Origin of the sequence: Nocardia sp. alder85J (genome assembly GCF_020176955.2) — a bacterium.
GTDB lineage: Bacteria > Actinomycetota > Actinomycetes > Mycobacteriales > Mycobacteriaceae > Nocardia.
This window is the reverse complement of the sequence record NZ_JAIUCZ020000004.1, coordinates 565,026-583,517: the sequence shown is the minus strand read 5'-3', so window position 1 is coordinate 583,517 and position 18,492 is coordinate 565,026. Positions and strand designations below refer to the sequence as shown.

The following is an 18,492-nucleotide window of genomic DNA, read 5'->3' as shown; positions in this document are numbered from 1 at the left end:
GACCGTGGCAACGTCCGGGTCACCCGGGGTGAGCACGGGTTCGCCGCGCATCTCACGGGCCCGGCCGGGGCATCGACGGGGACACCGGCCCGAGACGTCACCTCGGGCCGGGCCACCGGGCGGGACACGCCCCGTCACAACAGATCGTGCAGGATCCGCCCGACCAGATTCATGGTGGGCGGGCGGTCGAAATCGCCGTGAGCGCAGTCGACCTCGAACACCTCGATCCGGCCGGTCAGGTGCGGACGCCAGGCCGCCGCGAGATCGGAGGCGACATCGTCGATCCGATTGCCGTCGGCATCGCGGGTGCCGCCGACTATCGTCATGTCGCCGGTGTGGACGGGTGAGACGTAGCCGGCCAGCAGGGTGCTGTTGTTGATGAGCACCTTCGTCGCGCGTTCCACGAGCGCTCGCACGACGGGGGATTCGAGTTGTTCGCCGAATCTGTCGGCCGCCCAGGCCCGGATGCCGTCCAGCGCGTCGTCCTCCGAGACGTCGGGCTGTTCGTCCGACGGCACGGTCGGCTTGCTGTCCAGGATGCCGAGGAAGCCGATCCGCTGTCCGTCCTCCGAGAGTCGTTGCGCGAGCGCGTGCGCGACGATGCCACCGTAGGACCAGCCCAGCAGGTGATACGGCCCTTCGGCCTGGACGGCGCGAATCCGTTCGGCGTAGTCGTCGATCATCTCCGCGAACGAGCCGGCCAGCGGTCCGCCGTCCAGGCCGCGGGACTGGATCGCGTAGATCGGACGGTCGGGCAGGTGCGGGCCGAGTTGCCGATAGAACCAGCCGAGGCCACCACCGGGATGCAAGCACCACAACGGTTCTCCGGAGCCGGACGCCTTCAGCCTCAGCACCGGATCGAAATCCGTCGCCGATTCCACCGGATCGTCGAGACGGGGCGCCAAACGGGCGACCGTGGGAGCGTCGAAGATCACCCGGACCGGGACCTCCACACCCAGTGCCGCCCGGATCTTGCTGGTGAGGCGGGTCGCCAGCAGCGAATGACCACCGAGCGCGAAGAAGTCGTCGTCGATACCGACCCGGTCGAGCCCGAGGATCTCGGCGAACAGGTCGGCCAGGACGCGTTCGCGGTCGTTGCCCGGCGGCAGATAGGCCACCGCGGAGGCGAATTCGGGATCGGGCAACGCCGTGCGATCCAGCTTCCCGCTCGCGGTCAGCGGCACCTCGTCGATGACCATCACCACCGCGGGCACCATGTACTCCGGCAGGCGCCCGCCGAGCCAGCGGCGCACGTCGGCGGCGAGCAGACCCGCTTGTGGATTGTTGGCGTGATCGGCGGGATCGCCGAGCGGGCCGGCGGGCAGGTAGAGGTCGGTCAGTGGCCGCCGGCCGACGGTTGCCGCGTCGAGGAACACCGCGTCCATCCGGCCCGGATCGGCCGACCAGGTCACGGCGGTGGTGTAGCCGAACCGCTGCCCCAGCAGATGCAGTTCCTCGGGCAGCAGGCCCGCGCGCGTGCGCTCCGGGACCGCGGCGACCGGTTGTCCCGCCCGGATGCGTCGCGCCGCATCGACCTGGCCCGCGAGTCCCGCGTGCGGGATGCCGGTCACGCGGATCCCCTCCGGGCGAGTGGTCTTCAACAGCGCGCGCAGCCGATTCCGGTCGCGGAAGGGGACTTTCGGTACCGCTGCGGCCGAGACCGGATCCACCGGCGCCTTGCGCAGCACGACGTCGTAGCGATACCGGGTGAGTTCGTTGATCGCCTCGCCGCGCTGGAGCTGGATCTCGACGGTGTCGAAAACGGCGGCGCTGCCGCACAATCCGACGAAGAACTCCGGTGCCAGCAACAATTCCTGTTCGGCGGCGATGTCGCGGCGGACCCGGTCGCCGACCGCCGCCGGATCGTCACCGCCGTGGCGCGCGATCTGGACCGCGGTCGCGAACTCCGTCAGCAGCGACAGATTGCGCACGTCGCCGACGAACACCGCCCCGCCGGGGGCCAGCAGGTCGTGCAACCGCTCGAGGACGTCGCGCAGATAACGGCCGCCCGGGAAATACTGGATCACCGAATTCAGCACCACGGTGTCGAAGTGGTGCCGCGGCAGGCCACTGGTGTCGTCGGCGGTCCGCACGTTCAAGGTGATGCGCCGGGCCCGGTCCGCGTCCAGCGCGCTCACCTGCCGTTGCAGGGTGGCGATGGTGGCGGCGGAAAAGTCCGTCGCCCAGTACTCCTCGCACTCCGGGGCGAGCTGCGACAGCAAAAGACCCGAGCCGACGCCGATTTCGAGCACGCGCCGCGGCGCCAGCTCCCGGATGCGCTCGACCCGGGTGCCGCGCCACTCCCGCATCTGTTCCACCGGAATCGGTTCCCCGGTATAGCTGCTGTCCCAGCCGCCGAAATCCTCGCCGAACGCGGCGTCCGCACCGGTGTACAGGTCGTCGTACACCCGTTGCCACTGCCCGACGAATTCGTCCGAGGTCTCCCCCGGACCGGACCGGTCGGCGACCACGTAGCCGATCAGCTGCTTGCCGCCGGACTCGTCCGCGCGGGCCACGACCACCGCCCGGGATACCGAAGGGTGTTGCGCCAGCGCGGCTTCGACCTCACCGGGCTCGACCCGGAAGCCGCGGATCTTGACCTGATCGTCGGCGCGGCCGACGAAGTCCAACTGCCCCTCGGCATTCCAGCGCACCACATCGCCGGTGCGATACAACCGGCCGCCCGCGTCGAACGGATCGGCGACGAAGCGGACAGCGGTCAGCGCCGCCCGGCCGCGATAGCCGCGAGCCAGTTGCGCGCCGGCCACATACAACTCACCGGGCACGCCGACCGGCACCGGCCGCAACCAGGAATCGAGCACGTAGACACGGGTATTGGCCACCGGGGCGCCGATCGGCGCCGTCCCCGGCGCGGTCCCGGACACCACCGCGGCGGTGACGTTCACCGTGGCCTCGGTGGGGCCGTAGAGATTCCCGAGCGTGACCGCCGGCCACCGGGTCCGCAGCTCCTCGATCAGCCGGGCGGGGAGGCTGTCGGCGCCGGTGTGCACCTGCCGGAGGCTCTCGAACGGGTTGTCCCGCAGCGATTCCGTGTAGTCGGCCAGGGCCGACAGCAGCGGTGGCGTGGCGAACATCGTGGTCACCGCGCGGGTCCGCACCAGCCGGGCGATCTCCACCGGATCCGACCGCCGCTCACCCGCCACCACCAGCGTCGCACCACCACACAGCGCCGGCCAGATCTCGTACGTCGACGCGTCGAACGCCACCGACGAATGCATCAGCACCCGATCACCGGGGCCCACGGACCACGCCTGCGCGACGAGATTCACCACATTGCCGTGCGTGACCGCTACGCCCTTCGGCACACCCGTCGACCCCGACGTGTAGATCACGTACGCCGACTGCTGCGACCGCACCGGCACCGGACGCTCCTCACCGGCCTCGGCCCCGTCCGGATACACGTGCGGTATCCCGTTGCCGGGCAGCACCTTCGCGGTCACCGAGTCGGTGACCACCACGACCGGTGCGGCATCGGCGAGCACGAAGGCCAGCCGATCCGAGGAGTAGGCCGGGTCGATCGGCAGATACGCGCCACCGGCCTTCGACACCGCCAGCAGGGCCACCAGGAACTCCGCGGATCTCGGCAGGGCCACCGCGACGACCGTGTCGGGACCGACGCCGTGCGAGATCAGTTCCCGCGCCAGCCGATTCGCGCGGCGGTCCAGTTGCCGGTAGGTCAGTTCGGTGTCACCGCAGAGCACCGCGACGGCCTCGGGGGCCGCCGCGACCCGCGCCGCGAACACGGCGGGGAGGGAGGTGTCCGGGACGTCGGCCTCGGTCGCATTCCACTGCCGCAACACCAGTTCGCGTTCGTCGCGACCCAGGACGTCGATCGCGCCGACCGGGACGGCGGGGTCCGTTCCGATCGATTCCAGTACCCGCACCAGCCGCCGCGTCATCGCCTCGACCGTGGACCGATCGAACAGGTCGGTCGCGTACTCCACGAACCCGTTCCACGCCTGTCCAGCCGGGGTGTCGGCGACATTGAAGAACAGGTCGAACCGCGAGGTCGCGACGGCCGCCGGATACGGCTCGAACCCGACACCGGCCAGGTCGACCGTCGGCAGCGCGTTGTTCTGGAATGCCAGAGTGACCTGGAACAGCGGATGATGCGCCGCGGATCGAGTGGGATTCAGCAGTTCGACCAGCAATTCGAACGGGGCGTCCTGATTCTCGTAGGCCGCCAGTGCCTTCGCCCGTACCTGTCCGAGCAGCTCCGCGAACGACATGGCCGGAACCACCCTCGTCCGCAGCACCCAGGTGTTGACGAAGAAGCCGACCAGATCGGCGAGCGCTTCGTCGGTGCGCCCGGCGATCGGGGCCCCGATCGGAACATCCTCCCCCGCACCGAATTTGGACAGCAGCACCGCCAGCGCGGCTTGCAGGACCATCGAGACCGTCGCGCCCTCCCGCGCGGCCAGCCGCTCCACCGCGGTCCGGATGCCGGGCTCGATCGCGAAGGGCACCAGGTCGCCCCGATAGCTCGCGACCCGCGGCCGCGGCCGATCCGTGACCAGCTGGAGCTGTTCGGGCAGGCCGTCGAGTTCCTGGCGCCAGTAGTCGAACTGCCGGGACACCACACTGTCCGGATCGGTGACCGATCCCAGCCATTGCTGTTGCCACAGTGTGTAATCCACGTACTGCACCGGCAGCGGCTCCCAGACCGGGGCCCGATCCGCCAGCCGCGCGGTGTAGGCGTGGGCGAGGTCGCGCAGCAGCGGCGTCAGCGACCAGCCGTCACCGGCGATGTGGTGGATGACCAGCACCAGCACGCATTCCCCGGCGCCGTGGCGGAAGATGTCGGCGCGCAGCGGGATCTCGGCCGACAGGTCGAATCCGTACCGCAGCGCCGAGATCACCGCCGCGTCCAGGTCGGCGGGATCGAGATCGGTGACGGTGACCGGCACGTCCACGTCGGCGAGCGGCAGCACCCGTTGCGAGGGCACGCCGTCGACTTCGGCGAAGACGGTACGCAGACTCTCGTGCCGGGCGACGACATCGGCGATCGCCGCGGCGAAGGCGGCGGCGTCGAAGGCGCCGGTCAGCCGGGCGGCCAGCGGAATGTTGTAGGTCGCGGACCGTCCCTCCAGCCGATGGATGAACCACAGCCGGCGCTGCGCGAACGACAGCGGCACCACCTCGGGCCGGGGCCGAGCCGAAACCGCTGGGCGCAGTTGCGCATTCGGGTCCAGCCGGGTCGCCAGCCGCGCCACGGTCGGTGCGTCGAAGACCGCGCGGATCGGCACCTCGATCCCCAGCTCGGCGCGGATGCGGCTCACCAGGCGGGTGGCCAGCAGGGAGTGGCCGCCCAATTCGAAGAAGCTGTCGTCCGCGCCGACCCGCTCGCGGCCGAGGACCTCGCCGAACAGGGCGGCCAGGGTCAGCTCCCGGGCGCCGGCGGGCGCCCGATATCCGGCCGCGGCGGCGAAGTCCGGTTCCGGCAGCGCCGCCCGGTCGAGTTTGCCGTTGGTGGTCAGCGGGACCGCGTCGATCACCTGGATCGCCGCGGGCACCATGAACTCCGGCAGCCGGTCGGCGGCCCACCGGCGCACCGCGCGGCCGTCGAGCGCCGGGCCGCCGGAGACGACATACCCGATGAGCTGTTTGCCGCCGGTCCCGGCGCGGCGGGCCAGCACGATCGCGTGGGCCACCGAAGGATGCTGCGCCAGCGCCGATTCCACCTCACCGAGTTCCACCCGGAAGCCGCGGATCTTCACCTGATCGTCGACGCGGCCCACATATTCCAACTGCCCCTCGGCATTCCAGCGCACCACGTCGCCGGTGCGATACAGCCGGCCGCCGTACGGGTCGAAGGGGTCGGCCACGAACCGCGCGGCCGTCAGCCCGGCCCGGCCGCGATATCCGCGGCCGACGTGCGCACCGGCGATGTACAGCTCCCCCGCGACGCCCACCGGCGCCGGTCGCAGCATCGAATCCAGCACGTACACGCGGACATTGGCCAGCGGGAAGCCGATCGGCACCAGGGTGCCGTCGAAGGCCTGCCCGGCGTCGAAGGTCCGGGTGACCGCGAAGGTGGTGGTCTCGGTCGGGCCGTAGCCGTTGACGATGTGCGTGCCGGGGCACCGGTGCAGCGCGCGCCGCAGCACCGCCGCGGGAATCTCCTCACCGCCGACCCACACCTGGCGCAGCCCGGCGAACACCTCGGGACTGTGCTCGACGAACAGTTCGAACAAGCGGGTCGTGAAGAAGGCCGAGGTGACCCGCCGGTCGACCAGCAACCGGCCCAGCGCCGCGAGATCGGCGCGCTCCGGCGGCGCCACCACCACCCGGCCACCGCCGAGCAGCGGCACCCACATCTCGTAGGTGGAGGCGTCGAAGGCGATCGAGGAATGCATCAGCACGACCTCGTGCGCACCGCCGCGCCAGACGGGATCGGCCGCGAAGGCCACGATATTGCGGTGGGTGACGGCGACGCCCTTCGGCACACCCGTGGAACCGGAGGTGTAGATCAGGCAGGCGCAGTGCTGCGGCCGCACCGCGGCGGCGCCCTCGAGGCCGGGTCCGTACGAGAGGTCGATCGTGTCCAGCGACACCCGCGGTATCGCGTTGCCGGGCAACATCGTCGCGGTCCGCTCATCGGTCACGATCACGACCGGCGCGGCGTCGGTGAGGCTGAACGCCAGCCGCCGCGAGGGATATTCCGGATCGATCGGCAGGTAGGCGCCGCCTGCCTTCAGAACCGCCAGCAAGGCCACGATCAGTTCCGCCGACCTCGGCAGTGCTACCGCGACAACGGTTTCCGGTCGCACCCCGTGCGCACGCAACACCCGCGCGAGCCGATCGGTGCGGAGATCGAGTTCCCGATAACTCATTTCGGTGGCGCCGCAGACGATCGCGACCGCCTCCGGATGCGCGGCGACCCGCGCGCGGAACCGCCCGGCGACGGTGGTGTCGGGGAATTCGGCGCCGGTCCGGTTCCAGCGGTACAGCATCGCCTCCCGTTCGGCGCGGCCGAGGGTGTCGATCGCTCCCATCGGCAGGTGCACGTCGGTGGCGACCTGCTCGAAGATCCGCACCAGCCGCACCGCCAGCGCCTCGGCCACCGGCCGATCGAAGACATCGGTGCGGTATTCCAGATGCAGACGCAGCTCCGGCAGCGCGGTGGCGATGAGGGTGACCGGGTAGTGCGAGGGCGTGTCGGGCCGCACCTCGACGATGTCGAGGCCGCCCGCCGCGGCGACCCGGCCGATGCCGGCCTGGTCGACCGGATAGGACTCGAACGCGATCAGGGTGTCGAACAGGGCATGCACACCGACGCCCTGCTGGATATCGCTCAATCCGATGTGATGGTGGTCCAGCAGGGCGGCCTGGCGGGCCTGCGTATCGGTCAGGATCTCGGCGAGGGTGTCGGCGGGCCCGAATCGCACCCGCGCGGGCACGGTGTTGATGAACAACCCGACCATGGCGTCCACCCCCGCGATCGCGGGCGGACGTCCCGACACCGCCGCCCCGGTGATCACATCGCGCCGCCCGGTCGAGATCGCCAGCGCGATCCCCCAGCAGCCCTGCACGACGGTGTTCACCGTGACGCCGAGCGCCGTCGCCTGCCCGCTCACCGCCGCCACGGTGGCCGCGCCGAGGGGCACCTCGATCCGTTCCACCCCGCCGCGCGCGGAAACCTCGGCGCCACCGGGCCTTCCGAGGCTGTCGGCGAGCAGGGTGGGTTCCTCGACACCGGCGAGTTCGCCGAGCCACGCCCGCACCCCGGCACCGGTGTCCTGCGCGCCGAGCCAGGTCAGGAAGTCGCGATAGTCCGGCGCGGCGGGCAGCGCGTCGCCGGAGCCGTACAGCTGCAACAGATCCCGGATCAGCAGCGGCAGCGACCAGCCGTCGAGCAGCACGTGATGAGCGGTGAGGATCAACGCCGACCGCCGCGCGGGCAGCAGTACCAGCGTCAGCCGCAGCAGCGGCGCCACCGCGGGGTCGAAATGCGTGTCCCGGTCCTGCGCCAGCACCGCGTCCAGGTCCGGCCCGGGTGCGGCACTGTCGCGCAGATCGACCACCCGCCACGGCAATTCGACCCGGTCCAGCACCAGTTGCACCGGTGCGCCCGCGGCGTCGGCACCGAAGCACACCCGCAGCGTCGGATACCGGTCGAGCAGGCCCTGTCCGGCCGCGCGCAGCCGGCCGGCGTCGACCGGTCCGGCCAGTTCGAACACCACGCGCATGTGGTAGGCGTCGAAGCCGTTGTCTGCCAGACCCTGATGGAACAGCAACCCGGCCTGCATCGGCGTCGGCGGCCACACGTCGGACAGGCCCGGATACCGTTGCTCCAGCGTCTCGATCTCGGCCTGCCGCACCGCCACCAGGGGCAGATCCGACGGGGTCAGGCCACCGGCCCCGCCGGTGGTCGCGTGCCGCGCCAGCCCCAGCACCGCATCCCGCCAGAGCTCGGCCAGCTCGGCCACCTCGGAGCGGGCCAGCACCCCCGCGGGCGCGCCGAACACCACTTGCAGGACCGGTCCGTCGCCGGTGTCGATCACCATCGCGAGCACGTCGAGCACCGACAGCGCCGGCATCGCGGACAGGGCCGGATCCAGCGGCGTGATCAACTGCCCGGCGTCCGCCGACGGCGTCCAGCCCGCGCCGCGCAGCCGGGACGGCAGCAGATCCGCGGAGGTGAACCGGCCGAGGTAGTTGAATCCGATCTGACCGGTCGAGAACTGTTGCAGCACAGCGGCGGTCTCCGGATTGAGGTATCGGAGCAGCCCGTAGCCGATGCCCTTGTCCGGCAGTGCGCGCAACTGTTCCTTGATCGTCTTGAACAGGGCGCCGGCGGTATCACCGCCCGCGCGCAGTTCGTCCCAGGCCCCGGCGCCGGGCCACAGCCGGACCGGGAACATGCTGGTGAACCAGCCCACGGTGGTGGACAGATCGGCGCCGGGGATGACGTTCTCCTCCCGGCCGTGCCCCTCCAGCCGGATCAGCACCGATTCCTCGCGGACTCCGCGCACGGCACGCCAGCGCGTCACCGCGGCCGCCAGGGCGGCCAGCAGGCCGTCCTCGACGCCGCCGTGGAAGGCGGCGGGCAGGGCCGTCAGCAGCACAGCGGTGTCGGACACCGGAATCCGGATCTGCACATGCTCGGTGGTGGCCATGACATCGACGGCCGGATCCAGTGCGCGCGCGCCGAGCAGCGGATCGGGTCCCTCCGATACCGAACGCCACCACGACAACTCGGCCACCCGCTGCGGCCGCCGCGCCTCCTCGGCCAGGCAGTGCGCCCAGCGCCGCAGCGAGGTTCCCGAGGCGGGCGGGGGCGGGGGCGCCCCGGCCGAGACCGCCTGCCACGCGGAGGCGAGGTCCGGCAACAGGATTCGCCACGACACCCCGTCCACCGCGAGATGGTGCGCGACGATCGCCAACCGGCCCGCCCAGGCCGGACCGGCATCGAACCAGACGAATTGCGCCATGACCCCCGCGGCGGGATCGAGGCGGCCGACCGCGGCCTCCAGTGGCGTGACCATCGCCGCCGGCCCGGTATCGGTGGTCTCGACGCGATGCAGGAACCGCCCCACGTCGACCGAGCCCACCGGCGCGATCTCCAGTCCCGGGCCCCGCTCGTCGTCGGCCAGCCGCGCGCGCAGCACGTCGTGGCGATCGATCACCGCCGCCAGCACCGCCACCAGACCCGCCCGATCGATACCGACCGGCAGATCCAGGACCATGGACTGGCTGAACGCCCCGAAGCCGGCGCCGAGTTCGCGCACGTACCGCGCCACCGGCAGCAGCGGCATCCAGCCGGTGCCACCACCGTCGAGTTCGCGCAGCACCGGATTCTGTGCGCGCCCACCGGCCACCGCGGCCAGGGCCGCGACCGTGCGTCGTTCGAACACCTCGCGCGGACTCACCACCACACCCAGCGCGCGGGCCCGCGACACCACCTGGATCGACCGGATGCTGTCGCCGCCGAGTTCGAAGAAGCTGTCGTCGGCCCCGACCCGGTCCAGCCCCAGCACCTCGGCGAACACCGCGGCCAGCACCTGTTCCACGGCGCTGCCCGGCGCCCGGTAGCCGGTCGTGGTCATCGGTTCCGGGGCCGGGAGGGCGGTGCGGTCCACTTTGCCGTTGACGGTCATCGGCACGGCGTCGATCACCGAGACCACCGACGGCACCATGAAATCGGGCAGCCGCTCGGCGGCGAATTCGCGCACCCCGGCCCCGTCGACGCCGGCCGCGCCGGTCCGGTCCAGCACCACGTAGCCGACCAGCCGCTTGCCGGCGGCGCCGGCGTCCAGCGCGGTCACCACCGCCCGGGTGACCGAAGGATGTTGTGCCAGTACGGCTTCGACCTCGCCGGGCTCGACCCGGAAGCCGCGGACCTTCACCTGATCGTCGCCGCGGCCGATGAACTCGAGCATTCCGGCCCTCGTCCAGCGCACCATGTCCCCGGTGCGGTACAGGCGGCCGCCCGCGGGGTCGAACGGATCGGCGACGAATCGCGCGGCCGTCGCCGCGGGCCGGTCGCGGTACCCGCGCGCCAGCTGCGCCCCGGCCACGTACAGTTCCCCGGCGACGCCGAGCGGAACCGGCGCCAGCCACGGGTCCAGCACGTACACCCGGGTATTGGCCACCGGGGCGCCGATCGGCGCCACACCCGTGGCGTTCTCGGGCACCACCAGCGAGGTCACATCGACGGTCGCCTCGGTCGGGCCGTACAGATTGTCGATCCGGACACCGCCGCACACCGAACGCACCGCGTCGGCCAATCCGGCGGTGAGGCTGTCCGCGCCGGTGTTCACCTGGGTGAGGCTGCGAAGCGGGGTGCACCGCAACGGTTCCGCGTACTCGACCAGGGCGGACAGCAGCGGCGGCGTCGCGAACATCTTGGTCACCGACCAGGTTTCGATCAGCCGGGTGATCTCCACCGGATCGGAGCGCTGCTCGCTCGCGACCAGCAGGGTGGCGCCACCGCAGAGGGCGGGCCAGATCTCGTAGGTGGAGGCGTCGAAGGCCACCGACGAGTGCATGAGCACCCAGTCCCCGGGGCCGGCCGTCCAGGCCTGCGCGACCAGGTTCACCACGTTGCCGTGCGTGACGGCAACGCCTTTGGGCACACCGGTCGACCCGGAGGTGTAGATCACGTACGCCAGGTCGTGCGGCCGGGCCGCGACCGGGTCGGCGGTGGGGGCCTCGACGTCGTCCAGGTACAGGTGAGGTATCCCGTTGTCCGGCAACACCTTCTCGGTGCCGGGTTCGGTGAGCACGACGACCGGGCGGGCGTCGGCGAGGACGAACGTCAGCCGGTCCGAGGGGTAGGCCGGATCGATCGGCAGATACGCGCCACCGGATTTCACCACCGCCACCAGGGCCACCAGCAACTCCACCGACCTCGGCAACGCCACCGCGACCACCGAGTCCGGGCCCACACCACGGGATCTCAGGACCCGCGCCAACCGGTCCGCCCGCGCGTCGAGCTGCCGGTAGGTCAGATCGGTGTTCCGGCAGACGACGGCGACGCGGTCGGGCGTCCGGGCCACCTGCGCCTCGAACAATCCGGCCAGGGTGGTGTCCGGGACCGCCACGGCGGTCCGGTTCCACCTGTGCAGCAACAGTTCCCGCTCGTCGCCGAGCAGGTCCAGCGCGCCCACCGCGACCTCCGGATCGGCGGCCACCTGTTCGAAGATCCGCACCAGCCGCGAGGCCAGCGCCTCGACCGCCGGCCGGTCGAACACATCGGTGCGATATTCCAGCCGGAGGGTCAATTCGGGAACCGTGCCGGCCACGATCGCCAGCGGATAGTGCGTAGGCGCATCGGAGCGCAGTGCGGCGATGGCGATTCCACCGGTGCCGGCCGCCGCCCCGATCCCGTCCGGGTCGACCGGATAGGACTCGAACCCGACCAGCGTGTCGAACAGCACGTTCAGGCCGGTCGCCTGGTGGATGTCGCTCAGGCCGATGTGGTGATGGTCCAGCAGGGCGGCCTGCCGGGCCTGGAGGCCGGTCAGCAGGTCGGTCACGGTGTCGCCGTGGCCGAATCGCACCCGCACCGGCACGGTGCCGATGAACAGGCCGACCATCGATTCCACTCCGGGAATCGCCGGGGGGCGGCCGGAGACGGTCGCACCGGCGACCACATCGCGGCGGCCGGTGCAGGCGGCGAGCAGAATTCCCCAGGCGGCCTGCACCACGGTGTTCAGCGTGACGCCGAGCCGGCTCGCGGTGCCGCGCAGCGCCGCCGCGGTCGCCACGGGCAGCGGCACGTCGATCCGCTCGACCTCCGCCGCGGCGCTGCCGTCGGCGCCACCGGCGAGCAGGGTGGGTTCGTGGACGCCGTCGAGTTCGTCGGCCCAGGCCCGCACCCCGGCCGGAATATCCTGCCGGTGCAACCATCTCAGGTATTCGCGGTAGTCCGGTACCGGTGGCAGCGGTGTCCCGGCGGACCCGTACAGGCGCAGCAGATCGTGCAGCAGCAACGGCAGCGACCAGCCGTCCAGCAGCACGTGGTGAGCGGTGAAGATCAGCTCCGAACGCTGATCGGTCATGAGTGCCAGCGTGAATCGCAGCAACGGCCCGGCCGCGACGTCGAAGGGCGTGTGCCGGTCCTCGCTCAGCAGCAGTTCCAGCGCCGCCCGGCGCTCGGCATCGGTGTGGTCCCGCAGATCGACCACGTGCCACGGGATTTCGGCGCGGGCGGCCACCACCTGGATCGGGAGGCCCCGGGCGTCGTCCGCGAAGCTCACCCGCAGATTCGGGTACCGGTCCAACAGTCCCTGTGCGGCCGCGCGCATCCGGATCGGCTCCAGCGGCCCGGTCAGGCCGAACGCCACCTGCATGTGATAGGCGTCGAATCCCTTGCCCGCCAACGCCCGATGGAACAGCAGGCCCTGCTGCATCGCGGTCGGCGGCCACACGTCCGACAGTCCGGGGTAGCGCCGCTCCAGCACCTCGATCTCGCGCTGCGACAGCGCGACCAACGGCAGATCCGAGGGGGTCAGACCGCCACCGCCGACGGCGTGCCGGGCCAATCCGAGGGCCACCTGATGCCACAGCTGCGCCAGTTCCTGTGCCTCGACGGTGGTCAGCGCCCCGCGCGGGTTGGCGAACACCGCCCGCAGGATCGGGCCCCGGTCGGTGTCGACGACCATCGTGGTGACATCGAGCACCGCCGGTGCGGGCATCGCGGGATCCTGGCTGGCCACCGAACCCATATCGTCGCGGGTCGGCGCCCAGCCGGCGCCGCGCAACCGTTGCGGCAGCAGATCCGCCGAGGTGAACCGGCCCAGATGGTTGAAACCGAGCTGTCCGGTCGGAAACCCTTGCAGCACAGCGGCGGTCTCGGGATTCAGGTAGCGCAGCAAGCCGAATCCGATGCCCTTGCCGGGCACCGCGCGCAACTGCTCCTTCACCGATTTCACCAGCGCGCCCGCCGCGGGGCCGCCGGCGCAGATCTCCTCCCAGGCCGCGGCGTCCGCGCGCAGCCGCACCGGGAACACGCTGGTGAACCAGCCGACGGTGGCCGACAGGTCGGCCCCGGGCACGGTATCCTCCTCGCGCCCATGGCCTTCCAGCCGGATCAGCACCGAATCGCCGGCCACGCCGCGCGTCTGCCGCCGGTGTGTCACCGCGACCGCCAGGGCCGCCAGCAGTCCGTCCTCGACGCCGCCGTGGAACGCCGCCGGCAGGGTGGTCAGCAGCATCTCGGTCTCGGCCACCGCAATCTCGACCACCGTGTGGTCGACGGTCGCCATGACGTCGACCCGCGGATCCAGCGGCCGCGACCCGAGCAGTGGATCCGGGCCGTCCAACGTCGCACGCCACCAGGGCAATTGGCCGGTCAGTCCCGGCGTCGACGCCGCCTCGGCCAGCCCGTGGGCCCAGCGCCGCATCGAGGTCCCCGGCACGGCCCGCGCCGGGGGCGTGCCGGTCGACACCGCCTGCCACGCGGCGGCCAGCTCCGGCAACAGGATTCGCCACGACACCCCGTCGACCACCAGATGATGGGCCACGATCGCCAACCGGCCCGTCCGCTGCGGCCCGGCGTCGAACCAGCCGAACTGCACCATCACCCCGGCCGCCGGATCCAGCCGGGCGTGCAGCGCCTCGCCGAGTTCGACGCGGTGCAGCAACCGCTCCACCTCGATCGAGCCCGGCGGCGCGACCTCGAGTCCCGCGCCGCGCTCGTCGTCGACCAGCCGCGCCCGCAGCATGTCGTGACGATCGATCACCGCGGTCAGCACCGCCAGCAGGCCCGCCCGATCGATCCCGGGCGGCAGGTCCAGCACCAGGGTCTGGTTGAAACTGTCGAATCCGGCGCCGGACTCGCGCAGGAAGCGGGCGACCGGCAACAGCGGCATCCAGCCCACACCGCCGCCGGGCAGTTCGGCCGGGACCGAATCCACCACGCGCCCGGCGGCGATCGCGGCCAGCCCCGCGACCGTCCGCCGCTCGAACACCTCGCGCGGGGTCACCTCGACCCCCAGCGCGCGAGCCCGCGACACCACCTGGATCGACCGGATGCTGTCCCCGCCGAGCTCGAAGAAGCTGTCCTCCACGCCGACTCGCGCCAGACCGAGCACCTCGGCGAAGACCGCGGCGAGGATCCGCTCGCTCGCGTTCGCCGGGGCGCGGTACCGGGCCGAGGCGGTGAAGTGCGGCTGCGGCAACGCGATCCGGTCGAGTTTGCCGTTCGCGGTCAGCGGCATCGCGTCGAGCACCATCACGACGGCGGGCACCATGAAGTCGGGCAGCCGGTCGGCGGCGAATTCCCGGACCTGCGCGCCGTCGAGTGCGCCGGCGGCGGTGACGTAGCCGATCAGCTGGGCCCCGGACTCGGTCCCGCGGGCCACCACCACGGCCTGCGACACCGACGGGTGTTGCGCCAGTGCGGCTTCCACCTCACCCGGCTCGACCCGGAAGCCGCGAATCTTCACCTGGTCGTCGGCGCGGCCGACGAACTCCAGCACACCGGCCTGTGTCCAGCGCACCACATCGCCGGTGCGGTACACCCGGCCACCGGCCGGATCGAACGGATCGGCCACGAACCGCGCCGCCGTCAGCGCCACCCGGCCCCGGTAGCCCCGCGCCACCTGGGCGCCGGCCACGTACAGCTCGCCGGGCACCCCCACCGGAACCGGCGCGAGCCGCGAATCCAGCACGTAGGCACGGACATTGGCCAGTGGACGCCCGATCGGCACGGTGGCGCCGATCTCGCCGGTCACCTCGTGGTCGGTCGCGTACACCGTCGCCTCGGTGGGTCCGTAGCCGTTCACGATGTGCAGGCCGGGGTATCGCGCGTGCAGCCGGCGGGCCAGTGCCGCAGGCAGTTCGGAGCCCGCGCAGAACAGTCGCGTCAGTGATGCCAGCGCGTCGCCGGGCCCGGATCCGGCGTGGTCGAGCAGTGCGGCCACCAGCGGCGGTGTCGCGAACAGCCTTGTGACCGAACGGGTCTCGATCAGTGCCGCGATCTCCGCCGGGTCCGGGCGCTGTTGCGGCGGCAGTACCAGCCGGGCGCCGCCGCAGAGGGTCGGCCAGATCTCGTAGGTGGACACGTCGAAGGCGATCGAGGTCTGCATCAGCACGCGGTCCCCGGCGACGACCGGTCGCGCCCGCGAGATCAGGTTGACCGCGTTGCGGTGGGTCACCGCAACGCCTTTCGGGACGCCGGTCGATCCGGAGGTGTAGATCAGGTAGGCGAGGTGCTGCGGCCGCGGTGCCGCGACACTGCCGATCGGGTGCTCGGCACCGTCGAGAGCGTCCAGATGCAGGTGCGGTATCGCACTGTCCGGCAACACCTCCGCGGTGCGGGTGTCGGTCAGCACGACCACCGGCGCGGCATCGGCGAGCACGAAGGCCACCCGGTCCGACGGATACGCCGGATCGATCGGCAGATACGCGCCACCGGCTTTCGTCACCGCCAGCAGGGCCACGATCAGCGGCACCGACGGCGGCAACGCCACCGCGACCACCGTCTCCGGGCCGACACCGCGCGCGAGCAGGATCGCGGCCACATCCTCGGCGCGGTGGTCGAGTTCGCGGTAGGTCAGCGCGACGTCCCCGAGCGTGACCGCGATCGCGTCCGGGGTCCGGGTGGCCTGTGCCCCGAACAGGGCTGGCAGGGTGAGGTCGGGAACCGGGACCGCGGTGTCGTTGAACCGGTGCAGCACCGATTCCCGCTCCGCGGCGCCGAGGACATCGATCGACCCCAGCGGCCGGTCCGGGTCCGACGCCAGCTGTCCCAGCAGCCGCACCAGGCGCGCGGCCATCGCCTCGATCGTGGACCGATCGAACAACTCGGTCGCGAATTCGACCAGCCCGCTCCACCCCCGACCCGCCGGGCCGTCGGCGATGTCGAACAGCAGGTCGAATCGGGCGGTGCCGGTGTTCACGGGGTACGGCTCGAGCCGCAGCCCGGCCAGTTCCAGCCGGGGCGCGGCATTGTTCTGGACCGCCAGCGACACCTGGAACAGCGGATGATGCGCCGCCGAGCGCACCGGATCCAGCCGCTCCACCAGCAATTCGAACGGGATGTCCTGGTTGTCGTAGGCCGCCAGCGCTTTCCCCGCGATCTGCCGGACCAGGCCGGTGAACGAGCCCGCCGGATCGATCTGCGCCCGCAGCACCCAGGTGTTGACGAAGATCCCCACCAGTTCGTTCAGCGCCTCGTCGCAGCGGCCCGCGATCGGCGAACCGATCGGAATATCGGTCCCCGCACCGAGTGTGGACAACAGCACTGCCAGGGCGGACTGCCACACCATCGACTCCGAGGCGCCCGCCGTGGCCGCCAATCGTCCGACCGCGGTGCGGGTCTCGTGGTCGACGGCGAATTGCACGACATCGCCGCGATATCCGGCGGTCCGGGGGCGTGGCCGATCGACGGGCAACCGCAACTGCTCCGGCAGGCCGTCCAGCGCACCGCGCCAGTACTCGAACTGCCCGGACAGCAGGCTGTCCGGATCCTCCGGCGATCCGAGCAGGTCCCGCTGCCACAGCGTGTAATCCGCGTACTGCACCGGCAGCGGCGCCCACGCCGGGGCCCGCCCGTCGCACCGGGCGGTGTAGGCGGCCGACAGGTCTGCCAGCAGGGCCGCCATGGACCAGCCGTCGCAGGCGATGTGGTGGATCAACAGCACCAGCACGCATCCGGCCGGACCGTCGCGGAAGACGCCGACGCGCAGGGGGATCTCCGACGACAGGTCGAAGCCGTACCGGACCGCCGCGGTCACCGCGGCCGCCAGTTCGGCCGGGGCGACGTCGGTGACCGTGATCGGCGCCGCGACGCTGCCGGCGTCGAGGATCAGCTGAGCGGGCACCCCGTCGGTCTCGGCGAAGACGGTGCGCAGGCTCTCGTGCCGGGCCAGCACGTCACCGACGGCCGCCTCGAGTGCGGGGATGTCGATCGCGCCGGACAGCCGCGCCGTCACCGGCAGGTTGTAGGTCGCCGAGGGGCCCTCCAGACGATGCATGAACCACAGCCGCCGCTGCGCGAAGGACAGCGGAATCGGTTGCGGCCGCGGCCGGGCCGTCACCGCCGGGCGCACCGGCCCGCCGAGGCCGAGCCGGTGGGCCAGTCGCGCGGCCGTCGGGGCCTCGAAGACGGTGCGGATCGGCAACTCCACACCCAGTTCCACCCGGATCCGGCTCGCGAGGCGGGTGGCGAGCAGCGAGTGGCCGCCCAGTGCGAAGAAACCGTCGTCGACGCCGACGCGGTCGAGGCCCAGCACTTCGGCGAACAGCTCGGTCAGTACCCGCTCCCGGCGGTTGCCCGGGGCGCGATAGCGGGCCGTCGTCCCGATCTCCGGGACCGGCAGGGCGGCCTGATCTATTTTCCCGTTGGCGGTCAACGGAATCGAGTCGATCACCAGGACCGCGGCGGGCACCATGAAGTCCGGCAGCCGATCGGCGGCGAAGGCCCGCACCCGGGCGCCGTCGAGTGCACCGGCGGCGGTGACGTAGCCGATCAGCTGGGTGCCGGCGGCGGTGCCGCGCGCGAGTACCAGCGCCCGGGACACCGAAGGATGCTGTGCCAGGACAGCTTCCACCTCGCCGGGCTCGACCCGGAAGCCGCGGATCTTCACCTGGTCGTCGGCCCTGCCGACGAACTCCAGCACGCCGGCGCGGGTCCAGCGCACCACGTCGCCGGTGCGATACAACCGGCCACCGGCGGGATCGAAGGGATCGGCCACGAAACGCGCGGCGGTCAGCCCCGCCCGGCCGCGATAGCCCCGGGCCAGCTGTGCACCCGCCACGTACAACTCGCCCGGCACCCCCACCGCGACCGGCGACAGACCCGAATCCAGCACGAACACCCGGGTATTGGCCACCGGTGCGCCGATCGGCACCGTCGTGCCCGCCGGATCGTCCGGTACCGGCGCGGAGGTCACGTTCACCGTCGCCTCGGTCGGGCCGTAGAGATTGTCGATCCACACCTCCGGGCACGCGGCCCGCAGATCGCGGACCAGGTCCGTGCCGAGCGTATCGGCCCCGGTGTTCACCTGGCGCAGACCGCGC

At 71.7% G+C, this 18,492-nt stretch carries 1 protein-coding gene (cut by a window edge); it reads right to left on the bottom strand.

What is annotated here, in order from left to right; all coding sequences use genetic code 11:
* Positions 1-134: 134 nt before the first annotated feature.
* Positions 135-18,492, bottom strand: the 3' portion of a protein-coding gene (locus LBW94_RS18530) for a non-ribosomal peptide synthase/polyketide synthase (RefSeq protein WP_225057276.1). The gene runs 2,138 nt beyond the window's last position; 18,358 of the gene's 20,496 nt are visible here — the last part of the coding sequence; the start codon falls outside the window, past its right edge; the stop codon is at positions 135-137.